General features: G+C 40.6%; 15 protein-coding genes, 1 tRNA gene, 2 rRNA genes and 2 riboswitches. Of the genes, 5 read left to right on the top strand and 13 right to left on the bottom strand.

Annotation, left to right across the window (positions count from 1 at the left end):
- From ETB99_RS13900 to guaA, 3 genes are all read right to left on the bottom strand, one after another.
- Positions 1-369 (bottom strand): 16S ribosomal RNA (locus ETB99_RS13900); the annotation flags it as partial.
- A 276-nt stretch (positions 370-645) separates the two neighbouring features.
- Positions 646-1,971, bottom strand: coding sequence for an NCS2 family permease (locus tag ETB99_RS13905; RefSeq protein WP_158074599.1), 1,326 nt, complete (start codon positions 1,969-1,971; stop codon positions 646-648).
- Positions 1,972-2,086: 115 nt separating this feature from the next.
- Positions 2,087-2,188: riboswitch (purine riboswitch) on the bottom strand.
- 82 nt (positions 2,189-2,270) lie between these two features.
- Positions 2,271-3,791, bottom strand: a complete 1,521-nt coding sequence (gene guaA / locus ETB99_RS13910; RefSeq protein ID WP_171700876.1) for a glutamine-hydrolyzing GMP synthase — start codon at positions 3,789-3,791, stop codon at positions 2,271-2,273.
- Between the two features lie 95 nt (positions 3,792-3,886).
- Positions 3,887-3,988: riboswitch (purine riboswitch) on the bottom strand.
- Positions 3,989-4,113: 125 nt separating this feature from the next.
- On the opposite strand from guaA, the gene ETB99_RS15270 reads away from it, so the two are divergent.
- Both ETB99_RS15270 and ETB99_RS13915 read left to right on the top strand, forming a co-directional pair.
- The gene (locus ETB99_RS15270) at positions 4,114-4,266 is read left to right on the top strand and encodes a hypothetical protein (protein ID WP_309138155.1); all 153 of its coding nucleotides are present in this window, start codon (positions 4,114-4,116) and stop codon (positions 4,264-4,266) included.
- Positions 4,242-4,652: a DUF6944 family repetitive protein gene (locus ETB99_RS13915; RefSeq protein ID WP_309138156.1), complete on the top strand. Its 411-nt coding sequence runs from the start codon at positions 4,242-4,244 to the stop codon at positions 4,650-4,652. The genes ETB99_RS15270 and ETB99_RS13915 overlap by 25 nt, the downstream gene beginning before the upstream one ends.
- 15 nt (positions 4,653-4,667) lie before the next feature.
- Here the strand turns inward: ETB99_RS13915 and ETB99_RS13920 are convergent, their stop codons facing one another.
- From ETB99_RS13920 to groES, 3 genes are all read right to left on the bottom strand, one after another.
- A complete protein-coding gene (locus ETB99_RS13920; RefSeq protein ID WP_077429872.1) occupies positions 4,668-5,177 on the bottom strand; it encodes a GNAT family N-acetyltransferase in 510 nt (169 codons plus the stop codon).
- 173 nt (positions 5,178-5,350) lie between these two features.
- On the bottom strand, positions 5,351-6,967 hold the full coding sequence (groL, locus tag ETB99_RS13925; protein ID WP_077429868.1) for a chaperonin GroEL: 1,617 nt from the start codon (positions 6,965-6,967) through the stop codon (positions 5,351-5,353).
- Positions 6,968-7,040: 73 nt separating this feature from the next.
- Positions 7,041-7,325: a co-chaperone GroES gene (gene groES, locus ETB99_RS13930; protein WP_004888755.1), complete on the bottom strand. Its 285-nt coding sequence runs from the start codon at positions 7,323-7,325 to the stop codon at positions 7,041-7,043.
- A gap of 225 nt (positions 7,326-7,550) precedes the next feature.
- Between groES and ETB99_RS13935 the strand changes: the two genes are divergently transcribed.
- A complete protein-coding gene (locus ETB99_RS13935) occupies positions 7,551-8,288 on the top strand; it encodes a CPBP family intramembrane glutamic endopeptidase (protein ID WP_171700873.1) in 738 nt (245 codons plus the stop codon).
- Positions 8,285-8,458 (top strand): YdiK family protein, encoded by a 174-nt coding sequence (locus ETB99_RS13940; RefSeq protein WP_006323911.1) that lies wholly within the window; start codon positions 8,285-8,287, stop codon positions 8,456-8,458. The genes ETB99_RS13935 and ETB99_RS13940 overlap by 4 nt, the downstream gene beginning before the upstream one ends.
- 9 nt (positions 8,459-8,467) lie before the next feature.
- On the opposite strand, the gene ETB99_RS13945 is transcribed toward ETB99_RS13940, so the two are convergent.
- Complete coding sequence (locus ETB99_RS13945; RefSeq protein WP_006323910.1) at positions 8,468-9,103, bottom strand: redox-sensing transcriptional repressor Rex; 636 nt, start codon at positions 9,101-9,103, stop codon at positions 8,468-8,470.
- Between the two features lie 227 nt (positions 9,104-9,330).
- Between ETB99_RS13945 and ETB99_RS13950 the strand changes: the two genes are divergently transcribed.
- Positions 9,331-11,226 carry an ABC-F family ATP-binding cassette domain-containing protein gene (locus ETB99_RS13950; RefSeq protein ID WP_171700874.1) on the top strand — a complete coding sequence of 632 codons (1,896 nt, stop codon included), beginning with the start codon at positions 9,331-9,333 and terminating at the stop codon, positions 11,224-11,226.
- A gap of 295 nt (positions 11,227-11,521) precedes the next feature.
- Here ETB99_RS13950 and tsaD read toward each other — a convergent pair whose 3' ends face one another.
- The 6 genes from tsaD to rrf form a co-directional block, all read right to left on the bottom strand.
- Positions 11,522-12,535, bottom strand: a complete 1,014-nt coding sequence (gene tsaD, locus ETB99_RS13955; protein WP_128999463.1) for a tRNA (adenosine(37)-N6)-threonylcarbamoyltransferase complex transferase subunit TsaD — start codon at positions 12,533-12,535, stop codon at positions 11,522-11,524.
- Complete coding sequence (gene rimI, locus ETB99_RS13960; protein WP_012573932.1) at positions 12,532-12,975, bottom strand: ribosomal protein S18-alanine N-acetyltransferase; 444 nt, start codon at positions 12,973-12,975, stop codon at positions 12,532-12,534. Before rimI ends, tsaD begins: the two co-directional genes overlap by 4 nt.
- Positions 12,976-13,680, bottom strand: a complete 705-nt coding sequence (tsaB, locus tag ETB99_RS13965; RefSeq protein WP_171700875.1) for a tRNA (adenosine(37)-N6)-threonylcarbamoyltransferase complex dimerization subunit type 1 TsaB — start codon at positions 13,678-13,680, stop codon at positions 12,976-12,978. It lies immediately after the preceding gene.
- Complete coding sequence (gene tsaE / locus ETB99_RS13970) at positions 13,661-14,134, bottom strand: tRNA (adenosine(37)-N6)-threonylcarbamoyltransferase complex ATPase subunit type 1 TsaE (protein ID WP_077429861.1); 474 nt, start codon at positions 14,132-14,134, stop codon at positions 13,661-13,663. The genes tsaB and tsaE overlap by 20 nt, the downstream gene beginning before the upstream one ends.
- Before the next feature lie 176 nt (positions 14,135-14,310).
- Positions 14,311-14,387: transfer RNA gene (locus ETB99_RS13975), tRNA-Met, on the bottom strand.
- A 176-nt stretch (positions 14,388-14,563) separates the two neighbouring features.
- Positions 14,564-14,680 (bottom strand): 5S ribosomal RNA (gene rrf / locus ETB99_RS13980).
- Between the last annotated feature and the right edge of the window lie 202 nt (positions 14,681-14,882).

Here is a 14,882-nt window from a genome sequence, read left to right on the forward strand (position 1 = left end):
CCTACTGCTGCCTCCCGTAGGAGTCTGGGCCGTGTCTCAGTCCCAGTGTGGCCGATCACCCTCTCAGGTCGGCTACGCATCGTCGCCTTGGTGAGCCGTTACCTCACCAACTAGCTAATGCGCCGCGAGCCCATCCTGTAGCGACAGCTTACGCCGTCTTTCAACGAAACGTCATGCGACATTTCGTGTTATCCGGTATTAGCACCGATTTCTCGGTGTTATCCCCGTCTACAGGGCAGGTTGCCCACGTGTTACTCACCCGTCCGCCGCTAACGAATCAAAAGCAAGCTTTCGATTCGTCCGCTCGACTTGCATGTATTAGGCACGCCGCCAGCGTTCGTCCTGAGCCAGGATCAAACTCTCCATAGAAAGTTCATATCTCTAGCTTCTTTACGCTTTTCGCTTCGTTCAGTTTTCAAGGAACATCTCTTTGTCGCTGTTTGGCTGTTTGAGCGACCTTTTTAATATATCATTTACTGTTTTTCTTGTCAACACTTTTTTCTTTTTTATTTTTCATAAACTACTTGTTTCAACCAGCAATAAGTATATTATCAAAAACAGCATACCTCGTCAACTATCTTTTTTTAAAAAAATAAGGCTTGGAAGTAACGATCCAAGCCTCTTCATCATCCATAACTACGGTAGTTACTCAACTAAAAATGCAAAGTACAAAATGAAAACAACAAATAAACCATACATAATTGGGTGAATTTCTTTTGCTCTACCTTTTGCAATCATTGTAATTGGATAGAAAATAAATCCGATCGCAATTCCCGTTGCGATACTGTATGTTAAAGGCATTGCAATTAATGTCAAAAAGGAAGGAACAGCAACTTCAAACCGAGTCCATTCGATCTTTCCAAGAGATGATACCATCAGCACACCAACGATAATTAACGCCGGCGCTGTAACCGGCGCCGTGACAACCGATAGCAACGGGGAGAAAAATAGCGCAAACAAAAATAACACCGCAGTAACAACGGAAGCAAAACCTGTACGTCCACCAGCCGCTACTCCCGCTGATGATTCAATATACGATGTGGTTGTTGACGTTCCTAAAATCGCCCCAACAACCGTGGCACTGGAATCAGCAAAAAGCGCTTTTCCTGCACGTGGCAATTTATTATCTTTTAACAGTCCAGCCTGATTCGCCACAGCAACGAGCGTTCCAGCTGTATCAAAGAAATCAACAAATAAAAACGTCAACACAACCGCTAACATTTTTATATTAAAAATTTCCCCCAAATGTTCAAGAGCTACTCCAAATGTAGGAGCTAAACTCGGTACAGAGCCGATGATCTTCGTTGGTACATCGATTAATCCCGAAAACATCCCAATAACAGCTGTAATGACCATTCCAATAAAAATACCACCATTTATACCACGAACCATTAAAATAACCGTAATAATAAAACCAAAAATAGCTAACAGCGTATTACCATCTGTCAAATCCCCTAAACCAACAAGAACAGCATCGTTATTAACAATAATACCTGCGTTTTGAAATCCGATAAACGTAATAAATAACCCAATTCCTGCACCAACTGCATATTTTAAATCTTCTGGAATTGAATTGATAATTTTTTCACGAATACCACTTAGCGTAAGTACAATAAAAATAAGTCCAGATACTAAAACGCCTGATAACGCGGTCTGCCAAGGGATCCCCATCGTCAATACAACAGTAAAAGCAAAGAAAGCATTTAATCCCATTCCCGGTGCAAGAGCAATAGGATAACGCGCAATCAATCCCATTAATAGCGATCCGACCGCCGCTGCAATGGCCGTCGCCGTAAATACCGCCCCTTGATCCATTCTCATTTCACTTGGCAAATCAGGCACAGCACTTAATGATAAAATCGAAGGATTGACAAATAAAATGTACGCCATAGATAAAAATGTCGTTAAACCAGCAATAATTTCCCTCTTATAGTTTGTGCCAAGCTCATCAAATTGGAAATACTTTTTGATCACTTTTAGTCCCTCCATATGTTGTAATAAAAAGAAAAACGCTTCTAGCAAACTACCAGAAGCGTTGACTATGATGCATAATGCACGAACATAGAGAGGAACCAAGCAGACTCCTCTCCCCCACATTACCCATCGTAGTCAAGCTATTTACGGTAGCTTGGTAGAGACTCTCGAGCCATATTCTCGAGATTATACGATGTATCCTCTATTTATTTCACACATACATTCTAGCAATGAAAGTGAGTGAAGTCAATATAAATAACGAACATTTTTTTTATAATTGTTTTTTTTGTTCGTTTTTACTCCCATTCGATCGTTGCTGGTGGCTTACTTGTAATGTCGTATACAACACGATTGACATGAGGCACTTCGTTTACGATGCGTGTTGAAATAGCTTCTAACACATCCCACGGAATACGTGCCCAGTCCGCTGTCATTCCATCAATTGAAGTAACTGCACGAATACCAACCGTGTAATCATACGTACGAGCATCTCCCATCACCCCGACGCTACGAATATCAGGAAGGACGGTGAAGTATTGCCAAATATCACGGTCGAGACCGGCTTTTTTAATTTCTTCCCGTAAAATCGCATCCGACTCCCGAACAATTTCTAGCTTTTCTTCTGTCACTTCACCTAATACACGAATGCCAAGTCCAGGTCCTGGAAACGGCTGGCGCCACACGATCTCGTCTGGGATACCTAACTCTGTGCCGAGTGCGCGTACTTCATCTTTGAAAAGTGTATTCAATGGTTCAATTAACTTAAATGTCATATCTTCAGGTAATCCACCAACATTATGGTGCGATTTAATCGTTTGAGCCGTCGCTGTACCACTTTCAATAATGTCCGTATAAAGCGTACCTTGTACTAAAAATTCGATGCCATCTAGCTTTGCTGCTTCATCATCAAAAACGTAAATAAATTCATTTCCGATAATTTTTCGTTTTTGCTCCGGATCACTTACACCTTTTAATTTATTTAAAAATCGTTCCTTTGCATCTACTTTAATGACATTCATATGAAAGCCTTCGCGGAACGTTTTCATGACACTGTCCGCTTCTCCTTTACGAAGCAAACCGTGATCGACAAAAATGCACGTCAATTGATCACCGATGGCACGATGTACGAGAACAGCCGCTACCGATGAATCCACACCACCACTTAAAGCGCAAAGTACTTTTTTATCTCCAACAAGTTCACGAATTTTGCGCACTTCGTGATCAATAAAGCTTCCCATCGTCCAATCGCCTTTACACTCACAAATGTTAAACACGAATCGTTTTAATAGTTCATTTCCATATACTGAATGACGCACTTCTGGATGAAACTGAACGGCATAAAACTTTCTCGTTTCATCGCTCATCGCGGCAATCGGGCAAGATGGGCTTGTCGCGTCAACTGTAAACCCTTCTGGCGTTTTTGTCACCAAGTCGCCATGACTCATCCAAACAATTTGCTCTGTCGGTAAGCTGCTGAATAGCTGAGACGCACGTTGCACCGTAATCGTTGCTTTTCCGTATTCTCTGTGGGTCGCTTTTTCTACTTTTCCACCCAAATGATGTGTCATCAGCTGCATACCGTAACAAATGCCTAAAATCGGAATACCTAACTCAAAAAGCGCCGGGTCACACGTAAACGCTTGTTCATCATATACGCTATTCGGACCACCTGAGAAGACAATTCCTTTTACATTCATTTGTTGAATTTGTTCGGCTGTAATCGTATGTGGGTGCAACTCACTATACACACCGAACTCACGAATGCGCCGCGTAATTAGCTGATTGTACTGGCTACCAAAATCTAAAACAACGATCATTTCTTGTTGACTCAAACGAAATCACCTCATCTACATATAATAAAAAAAGCTAGCATTCATACCCTCTCATAAAAAAACGAAGGCAGAATTCTAGCAATATAGAACACTGCCTTCGTAGTCGGGTCATTTACGGTGTCCCGGTAGAGACTCTCGAACCATATTATCGAGGATATACGAAGGTGCGCATCTTAAATTTTAATCCATTCTACCAACTTCATTCCTCGTCGGTCAAGATGCTGTCTTTTTTATTCAATTTTCTAACAATTAACAACAATATGTAACTTGCATATGATATATGAGCAAAAATTGTAGGAGAATGCACATGAATCAACCGAAAGCACTGATCGGTTCATTTACTCAAGCGATAGGTACTGTTACTTCGGCCATTGCGAGCATTCCTTCTCTAAGCGACAAAAAAAACAGTTTGCTCTTGATTTATGGGGAAACGTATTGCAAGCAACGGGAAATGCGCTAGAAGCAGATGCTGAAACGCCCGATACGTTAGGTGTATATGGAAATGAAATTCAAGCTATTGGAAATATTACCGTTGTCGCTGGACTGTTAAGCGAAGAAGGGAGCCGACTGGAGATTACAGGGAACTGGTTACAATCATTAGGCGGACTTATTTCATTTATAGATGATTGGGAAGATAAGCAATCATCTGTGTTAAGCCCTATCGGAAATTTACTTCAATCGATCGGCAATGCCTTACAAGCCATTGGTGGTGTATGGGAAAAACAAAAGGGCAAAGAAGAAGGGGAGACGATCGGGATTATCGGAGCATGGATTCAAGCTATCGGTTCTATTCTTTGTTTTTTAAGTCAATTAGAGGACAGGGCTACTTTCATAACAAAGGAGTAGCCCCTGTTTCTCATACTAAAAATGAGGAATCTTCTTTCCGACAATAACTAAATCTCTTTTTATCCCATCCAATTGAGCGACTTCCGGCAAATATCCCCACTTCTCAAAACCTACACTCAAAAATAGTTTCATGCTTGGCTCGTTGTGCGCAAAGATGAATCCGAGCAAAGTATCAATGCTAAACTTCGGACACTCCTCGATCACTTTAGCTAAAATCCTTTTCCCTAACCCTTTTCCTCTAAAATTTTCATGAAGATAAATACTTATTTCAGCAGTCGCATGATAGGCTGGTCTCCCGTAAAAAGATTGAAGGCTTACCCAACCACAAACTTCATCTCCATATTCCACCATCCATAAAGGTCTTTGATTAGGGTTGTGTTCCTTAAACCATTCCAATCTATCGTCTATCGATACGGGCTCTGTATCAGCAGTTACTAATCGACTTGGAATTGTCGAGTTGTAAATGCTAACGATTGTCGGTAAATCATCTATACTTGCTATTCTAAATGTAACGTCTTCTAACATAATCATACTCCTTCGCAAAATTTCGTTTAATTGTATATGTCTATATTAACATTCAAACCTCATTTTCAGATGTCTAAAAATAAAAAATACCCTTACATTTTTGTAAGGGTGAATATATAAAAAATGTAGGAGAAGCGGACACATCCACTTCTCCCTAGCGAAATTGAAAGGTATTACATCATGCCGCCCATGTCTGGCATGCCTGGTGTGTTTTTGTTTTCTTCTGGTTTGTCAGCAACGACTGCCTCAGTTGTTAAGAACATAGCGGCAACAGATGCTGCGTTTTGAAGTGCAGAGCGAGTTACTTTTGTTGGGTCAACGATACCTGCTTCGATCATGTCAACCCACTCGCCAGTTGCTGCGTTGAAGCCGATGCCAGGTTTTTCTGTTTTTAAGCGTTCTACGATGACAGAGCCTTCTAAACCAGCGTTTTGCGCGATTTGACGAACTGGCTCTTCAATCGCACGAAGAACGATTTTCACACCAGTTGCTTCGTCGCCTTCAGCTTCAATGGCTGCAACTTTGCTGTATACGTTCATTAACGCTGTACCACCGCCGGCAACGATACCTTCTTCAACTGCCGCACGTGTTGCGTTTAATGCGTCTTCAATGCGTAATTTACGCTCTTTTAATTCTGTTTCTGTTGCAGCACCAACTTTGATTACCGCAACGCCACCAGCTAATTTCGCTAAGCGCTCTTGTAATTTTTCACGGTCAAATTCAGAAGTTGTTTCTTCTAATTGTGCACGAATTTGGTTGATGCGTGCTTGAATGTCTTCGGCACGACCAGCGCCATCAACGATTGTTGTATGTTCTTTTGTTACAACAACTTTCGCTGCACGACCAAGGGAAGCAATTGTTGTTGATTTCAATTCGCGACCTAACTCTTCTGTGATAACTTCGCCACCTGTTAAGATCGCGATATCTTGAAGCATCGCTTTGCGACGATCACCGAAGCCAGGCGCTTTAACTGCAACAGCTGTGAATGTACCACGAAGTTTGTTCACAACTAATGTTGCAAGCGCTTCGCCTTCTACATCTTCAGCAATAATTAACAATGGCTTACCTTGTTGAACAACTTGCTCTAATACAGGAAGAAGTTCTTGAATGCTTGAAACTTTTTTATCTGTAATTAAGATGTATGGATTTTCCAATACAGCTTCCATTTTATCAGAGTCTGTAACCATGTATGGAGATACATAACCACGGTCAAATTGCATACCTTCCACAACATCTAATTCTGTTGTGAAACCTTTAGACTCTTCTAATGTAATGACGCCATCTTTACCAACACGTTCCATCGCTTCAGCGATAAGTTGACCAACTTCTTCGTCAGCTGCAGAAATAGCTGCAACTTGAGCGATAGAATCTTTACCTTCGATTGGTTTAGAGATCGCTTTTAATTCTTCTACCGCAACTGCAACAGCTTTTTCAATACCTTTGCGAATACCCATTGGGTTCGCACCAGCTGTTACGTTTTTCAATCCTTCACGAATCATCGCTTGTGCTAATACAGTTGCTGTTGTTGTACCGTCACCAGCAACATCGTTTGTTTTGCTTGCTACTTCCGCAACAAGCTTCGCACCCATATTTTCAAACGGATCTTCTAATTCAATCTCTTTCGCAATCGTTACACCGTCATTTGTAATTAATGGAGAACCGAACTTTTTCTCTAATACAACGTTACGACCTTTTGGACCTAATGTTACTTTTACTGCATCAGCTAATTTATCTACACCGCGTAACATCGCACGACGAGCTTCTTCGCTGAATTTAATTTCTTTTGCCATACATCTTACCCCCTTGATGATGATTTTTTTTGTTAAGTATTTTTGTACGCTTTATATGTTATCAGGCGAACGATTAACCAATCACAGCTAAAATGTCACTTTCACGCAAAATTAAGTATTCTTTTCCATCATATTTTACTTCTGTACCCGCATATTTTGAGAAGATGATGCGGTCACCAACGCTTACCTCTGGAGCTACGCGCTCACCATTATCAAGAACGCGACCTGAACCAACTGCCACAACTTTTCCTTCTTGTGGTTTTTCTTTTGCTGTGTCTGGTAAGACAATTCCGCTCGCTGTTTTTTCTTCAGTTTGAATTAATTCAATGACAATACGATCGCCTAGTGGCTTCAACACGGCAAACGACCTCCTTAATTAGATTTTCGTTCCGTTATTAGCACTCATTCTTATTGAGTGCTAACACACTTATTATATTAATGAACTTTTTTCAATTTTGCAAGTAGGAAGTTAAAAATTTTTCAATACATATTTCCCTCTTTCATTATGTCTTTCCTTTCGAAATTCATACAAAAAATATGGTAAAATGAAAAAGTATTTATTTTGTAAAAAGGGGTTGACCATGTGAAAAAACAATATTGGTATGTCATCATTACATATATCGCCATGCAGCTATCGAGCTTAGTCGGCGTCCCTTTACTTGCACATAGCGGCTTTGTCAACGCATCAAATAAAGAAATAGCTTTTTCGATCGCTTCTGGTTATTGGGCTGTTATTAGTTTCTCGATTGCTCTTTTTCTCGTTCTTTATTTTATGAAAGAAGATATGAAATACTCATATGATCGCCATCAAGCATCGATTGGCATGTCATTCTTTTGGGCAATTGGGGGGTTTTTGCTCGCTCTTTTCGCCCAAGGCGTTGCAGCAAACATCGAAGTACACCTCTTTGGGGTCGAAATGGGGTCCGAGAACACGAGACGGATCGTCGAAATGGTCAAACTTACACCAGCTCTTATGCTCGTCACTTCAATCGTTGGTCCAGTTTTAGAAGAAATCATTTTTCGAAAAATTATTTTCGGAACGCTGTATCAAAAATATAACTTTTTCTTATCAGCCATCATCAGCTCGCTTTTATTTGCTGTTGTTCATTTAGAGTTCGAACATTTGCTTCTTTATGCAACGATGGGATTTGTATTTGCTTTCCTATATGTCAAAACAAAGCGTATTATCGTACCTATTGCAGCACATGTACTGATGAACACCTTTGTCGTTGCAATTCAAACATTATTTGCTGAAGAAATCGAAAGCATTATGCGTGAGGCAGAACGAATGCAATTCGTAATTTGGAGGCTGTTTTCATGAAGTCTGAACCGTTGTTTTATTTTCTCACTGGCATTTTATTTACTTATTTTGCTGTCCATACCGCCGATGATGGTATTTGGGACATCACAACGATGCTATTTATTTTAATTGCTACATTTGATTTCGGCGCAGGAATTCGTTCTTTACGAAAAAAAACCTCCCGCTCGTAAACGGGAGGTTTACTCATTTCCGTAATGTTTTAAAAAGTAAACGAGTGACTGCAATTCGACCGCTAAATCAATATGGTGAACACGAATATGTTCTGGCACATGCAAGCGAGCAGGCGTAAAGTTTAAAATCCCTTTAATGCCTTTTTGAACAAGTCGGTCAGTAATCGGCTGGGCAACTTGAGCAGGAACGGTTAAAATCGCTACCGTAATCCCTCCAAGCTTTTCTTCCAATTCATCTAAATGATAAACCGGAACCCCTCCGACTTTTGTTCCCACTTTATCCGGATCAACATCGAACGCCATTACGATTTTCGTATTGTTATTTTTGCTAAAATTGTAGTTCAAAAATGCTGTCCCTAAATTACCGACGCCAAATAACGCTACTTCTGTCGTTTCATCTTGGTCTAACGTTTTTCGGAAAAACGACAGCAAATAATTCACATTATATCCGTATCCTTTTTTTCCAAGCGCACCAAAGTATGAAAAATCACGGCGAATCGTTGCTGAATCGACTTTTACAGCTTCGCTTAACTCCGCTGAAGATACACGTTGCTTGCCTGATGCATGCAAGTTTTTCAAAAAACGATAGTACAACGGTAGTCGCTTTGCGGTCGCCTGCGGAATTTTTGGTTGTTCATTATTCACGAGTCAATCCCCCACATTTCCTTTCACAAATAGTTAGCGCTTTCATTTTTCTCTCCTATACGTCTAAAAAATTCTCCCCACTTCTAAACTATACACTATTTTTTTCATTCTGTCTTTCCTTTGTACCCTTTATTATTATTTTTGTCAAATTTGTTATTCGTACACTAGTGTTGCCGAATATCAAGAAAGTACGTTACACTATCAAAAGAAGATTGAGGTGAGAAAGAATGATCATTTTACAAGTAAATCAACTATCCAAATCATATGGAGCGGAACAAGTTTTATCAGACATTAAGCTTGAAATACAAGAAAAAGACCGTATTGCGTTAGTTGGAAGAAATGGCGCGGGAAAATCGACATTATTAAAAATCATTGCCGGACAGTTGTCATACGACACAGGCGAAATCATTAAACCGAAACACGTAACGATCGGTTATTTAGATCAATATACAGGGTTGCAAGCTCATCGTTCCATTTGGGAAGAAATGCTCGATGTGTTTGCCCCGCTACAACAAATGGAAAAACAATTACGTGAACTAGAACAACAAATGAGTTTACATGATGCTGACTATGAGCGCCTACTTGAGCAATATGATCGTTTACAAACAGAATTCAAAGAAAAAGGCGGCTATCAATATGAAGCAGATATTCGTTCGGTTCTTCATGGTCTCCGCTTCTCACAGTACGATTATACGACAAAAGTATCTACATTAAGCGGTGGACAGCGGACGAGGCTAGCGCTTGGTAAACTGCTCCTTACAAGGCCCGATTTGCTCATTTTAGACGAACCGACAAACCATTTAGATATGGAAACGTTGCAATGGCTTGAACAATATTTAAAAAATTACGATGGGGCCATTCTTATCGTCTCCCACGATCGCTATTTTCTTGACCAAATCGTGACACAAGTGTATGAACTATCACGCACAAAAATAAAAAAATATGTCGGAAACTATACAAGCTACTTACAACAACGTGCTGAACAATTTGAACAACAACTAAAATTGTATGAAAAACAACAAGAGGAAATTACAAAATTAAAAGATTTTATTCAACGCAACATCGCTCGTGCATCAACAACGAAGCGAGCACAAAGCCGTAGAAAACAATTAGAAAAAATGAATATCATCGACAAGCCACTCGGTGATGAAAAATCGGCATCGTTTCGTTTCGAAATCGAACGCCCAAGCGGAAACGACGTGCTGACAGCTAACAACTTAGCAATCGGTTACGATCACATCATCGCAACAAACCTTTCATTCCGTATCACTCGCGGAGATAGTATTGCGCTAATTGGACCCAATGGAATTGGAAAATCAACTCTTTTAAAAACGATCATCAAACAACTCCATCCAAAACAAGGAGAAATACGCTACGGAACAAACGTACAAATTGGCTATTATGATCAAGAACAAGCACAATTAACATCAAACAAACGAGTGATCGACGAACTGTGGGACGAAGATCGATTAAGAACAGAGAAAGAAATTCGGACCATTCTCGGCAACTTTTTATTTTCTGGTGACGACGTATTGAAGCCTGTTCAGACGTTAAGCGGTGGAGAAAAAGCGCGACTCGCTCTCGCTAAACTCATGATGAAGAAGGCAAACGTATTAGTTTTAGATGAACCGACAAACCATTTGGATTTAGATAGCAAAGAAGTGCTAGAACAAGCGCTCATAGAATACCCAGGAACAATTATATTCGTTTCACACGATCGTTATTTTATTAACAAAATTGCAACAAAAATATATGAGTTATCCACAGACGGTCTTGTTGAGTATTTAGGGGACTATGATTATTACGTAGCAAAAAAAGCAGAGCTGCTTGAGCTTGGACAAATTAGCCAAAAAACTAAAACGGGCGAATCGTTGTCACCAAAACGTTCGTACGAAGAAGAAAAAGAACGAAAAAAATTAGAACGACAACGACAACGAAAAATCGAACAGCTAGAAACGGAAATGGAGCAAATCGAACAACAAATTGCTACGTATGAACAACAATTATATGATCCTTCCTGTTACAACGACTATGAAAAAGCTCGAGACACACAAGCGCACATTGACGCCCTAAAACAAAAATTTGATGAACTATTCGAACAGTGGGAACGTTTACAACAATAATAATGGGCTAGCTCCACTTGTGGACTAGCCCCATCTTTTTACACAAACATATCCACAGAAAAAACACCTAAATATAAGTTATTCACGGACTTTTCCACATTATCCACAACAACAAAAGAAAAATCCCCCATTTTGTTGTGGTTAACTTGTTATGATAAAATAACATACAATCAACGTTTTCCACATTATTCACATGTATGTGGATAAAATAATCCACAACAAGCTGAATTGTTCTTAGAAAAATTCGTATGACAATTAGAAAAAGGTGCCCCATTGCTTTTGGGACACCTTCTTGCTATAACAGTAAACTTGGGTTTGCATTTAATGCCATGGTGGCACGCTTTCCTTGTTGAAATAATACTGTTCCCGCTGCTGCAATCATCGCTGCATTATCTGTACAAAGCGACAACGGCGGGATAACTAACTCGACTTCTGGCAGTTGATTCATTTGTTTTTGTAATTGTGTACGTAACCCTTCATTTGCCGCCACACCGCCAGCCAGCAATATTTGTTTTACGCTGTAATGCATGGCTGCTTCGATTGTTTTTCTCACTAATACCTCAACGACACTTGCTTGAAAACTTGCCGCCATATCTTCAGGTCGGATCATTTCTCCACGTTGCTTTGCATTGTGCAACGTGTTAATAACCGCTGATTTTAATCCACTAAAACTAAAATCATACGAACCTTCTTCTAACCACGCGCGCGGTAAATCAATAATTGGTTTCCCTTGTTTCGCTAAACGATCGATATGAGGTCCCCCTGGATAAGGGAGTTGCAAGGCCCGGGCAACTTTGTCATACGCTTCTCCAGCCGCATCATCACGCGTTTCTCCAATCACCTCAAATATCCCATGCTCTTTCATGTAAATGAGCTCTGTATGACCTCCAGACACAACAAGCGCCAGAAGCGGAAATTTCATTTCTTGTACAAGTTGATTTGCGTAAATATGTCCTGCGATATGGTGCACGCCAACAAGCGGAATGCGATGTGCAAAAGCCAACGCTTTCGCCGCATTTACACCAATCAATAACGCCCCAACTAATCCCGGTCCTTCTGTTACTGCAATCGCGTCAAGTTGACTTATATCCATATTTGCCTGTTTCATCGTTTCTTCTAACACGAGCGTAATTTGTTCAACATGGTGACGGGAGGCAATTTCAGGAACGACTCCTCCAAATCGTTGATGGCTTTCCATTTGTGAAGCGACAACGTTAGCTACAATTTCACGTCCGTTTTTCACAATGGCCGCCGCTGTTTCATCGCAACTTGTTTCAATTCCAAGGACAAACATATCTTTTTTATTCATAAATTCACCCACATTACTAATGCATCTTCTTGATTATCCGAATAGTATCTTTTACGAATACCTCCATTTAAAAAACCAAGTTTCCGATACAATGACTGTGCAACGATATTCGATACTCGCACCTCTAACGTCATTGTTTTTGCCCCCTCTTCTCTCGCCAACGCCATCGCCTGTTTCATTAGTGCTTCTCCTAATTTTTTCCCGCGAAACTCCGGTAATACTGCAATGTTTGTAATATGTGCCTCATCCATGACCAGCCACATGCCACAATAACCAATGATTTGTCCATCATGCTCCATCACAATGTAACGAGCATACGGATTATTCGTTAATTCTTGGTGAAAAGAGGAACGACTCCACGGCAGTGTAAATGAACGCTGCTCAATTTCTACAATACGATCAAGATCTTGAATCGTCATAAAACGGAAAGAAACATTCACTTAACATTCCGTCCTTTCTTGCTGACGAGCAAGCCAATTCGCTTCTGCCTCTGCTAAACGAATATAGTTTGGGACAAACGTATGAACATCTTCTGGTTCACGGTTCATTCCTAACCATGCAAGTTCGCTTGGGCGTGGATTGTGAAGTGTCGCTGAAGCTACTTGAACAGAACGACCTAGTACTTCAACAAACGTAGCTTCGTGTAGTACACTATCATTTCCAACTAATAAAATGGATTGATCATATGCTTTTAATTCATTTGCCCAATCAGTAGCTAAAATGACTTGATCAGCCACAATGGATTGAATGTTTCCTCCTTCCGCTTTATAAAGGCCTGTATAAATTTGTCCGCGTCGAGCGTCCATTAATGGAACAATAAGCCCGCCAAAATACTTCGCATTTGCTGCCATCACTTCTAAACTCGATACACCAACAAGTGGAATGTTTAGCGTCCAAGCCAAAGTTTTGGCAATCGTCACCCCAATGCGAACCCCTGTATATGATCCAGGACCTTTGGCGACAACAATACGGTCAAGATCTTGAGGGTTCACATCACATTCTTGCAAAAGTGATTCAATGGCAGGCATCACTCGGATCGAATGATTTTTTTTCAAATTCGTAATCATTTCCCCTTTGACAATTTGCCCATCAACGACAGCGACTCCCATAACAAATGTGGATGTATCAATGGCTAGCACTTTCATCGTTAAAAATCTCCTCACATAACTGTTCGTAACGTTGACCAATCGGTGAAAATCGAATGATTCGACTTCCCCCATCCATATGGTGAATGTTAATATGTAAACGTTCCGTTGGTAAATATGGTTCTATTAAATGAGCCCACTCAACAACGGTTACACCATCACCAAAAAAATATTCCTCAAATCCTAAATCTTCTTCACTTTCTGCTAAACGATATACATCCATATGATATAAAGGGATACGCCCTTCATATTGCTTTATAATAGTGAAAGTTGGGCTACTTACATTGCGGTCAATTCCTAATCCTTTAGCTAATCCTTTTGTAAACGTTGTTTTTCCTGCTCCTAAATCACCTTCTAACGTAATAACGTCTTGTGGCTGAACATACTGAGCAAGTTTCATCGCTAATGCTAACGTATCTTCAGGATGATGTGATACATATTCATATGTTTTCATCGCTCATTCCCCTAATTAAGTAAAATCAACATACAAAAAAGACCTTAGGATCACTCTCCTAAGGAAATGCTACACATATAAGTGTACACGAAAACAAATCATAACGCAAAAAAGGCATAAAAAAATACGAAACTTACGCTGTTTCGTTTCATTAATCTATCTTCATCTTCGAATATTGGTTGCGGGGGCAGGATTTGAACCTGCGACCTTCGGGTTATGAGCCCGACGAGCTACCTGGCTGCTCCACCCCGCGGCAATAGGAAATAACTAAAAGGTTTATCGAATGGAACAGAATCCTCTTAAAAAACTGGCCGTCCCGCTCTCAATTAGTATATTCAAGTAGTGATTCGAGCGGTACGCTGATGTGAACTCACAGAGGTGAATTCGTTCGTGCTCCACCCCGCGGCAATACAAAATAAATATAATAATGCCCGGCAACGTCCTACTCTCGCAGGCGGTGTCCCGCCAACTACCATCGGCGCTGGAGAGCTTAACTTCCGTGTTCGGGATGGGAACGGGTGTGACCTCTCCGCCATCGTCACCGAGCAAACATGCTTTTTCGTTTCGCCTCTTTCGGCGTGAAGGATAATTCCTTCAAAACTAGATAACAGGCTAAACAGCCGCCTTCGCTTTTCGTGATGTCTAGCTTCGAACTAACATCCTCCTACGCCTTTCGCTTTTTCCGTTCGACGTGCGTGCACGTCTTCGTCAAAAGCTTTCGGCTCCGTCGGACGTTTCCTTGGCTTCA

The organism is Anoxybacillus sp. CHMUD (assembly GCF_013096965.1).
GTDB classification, from domain to species: domain Bacteria; phylum Bacillota; class Bacilli; order Bacillales; family Anoxybacillaceae; genus Anoxybacillus; species Anoxybacillus kestanbolensis_A.

Bases quoted from the DNA above. Each gene is read 5' to 3' on its own strand.
- ETB99_RS15270 (WP_309138155.1), top strand. From the start codon at position 4,114: ATGAATCAACCGAAAGCACTGATCGGTTCATTTACTCAAGCGATAGGT.
- tsaD (WP_128999463.1), bottom strand. From the start codon at position 12,535: ATGAATAAAAAAGATATGTTTGTCCTTGGAATTGAAACAAGTTGCGAT.
- groL (WP_077429868.1), bottom strand. From the start codon at position 6,967: ATGGCAAAAGAAATTAAATTCAGCGAAGAAGCTCGTCGTGCGATGTTA.
- guaA (WP_171700876.1), bottom strand. From the start codon at position 3,791: ATGATCGTTGTTTTAGATTTTGGTAGCCAGTACAATCAGCTAATTACG.
- ETB99_RS13950 (WP_171700874.1), top strand. From the start codon at position 9,331: ATGATCATTTTACAAGTAAATCAACTATCCAAATCATATGGAGCGGAA.
- ETB99_RS13920 (WP_077429872.1), bottom strand. From the start codon at position 5,177: ATGTTAGAAGACGTTACATTTAGAATAGCAAGTATAGATGATTTACCG.
- ETB99_RS13940 (WP_006323911.1), top strand. From the start codon at position 8,285: ATGAAGTCTGAACCGTTGTTTTATTTTCTCACTGGCATTTTATTTACT.
- tsaB (WP_171700875.1), bottom strand. From the start codon at position 13,680: ATGAAAGTGCTAGCCATTGATACATCCACATTTGTTATGGGAGTCGCT.
- tsaE (WP_077429861.1), bottom strand. From the start codon at position 14,134: ATGAAAACATATGAATATGTATCACATCATCCTGAAGATACGTTAGCA.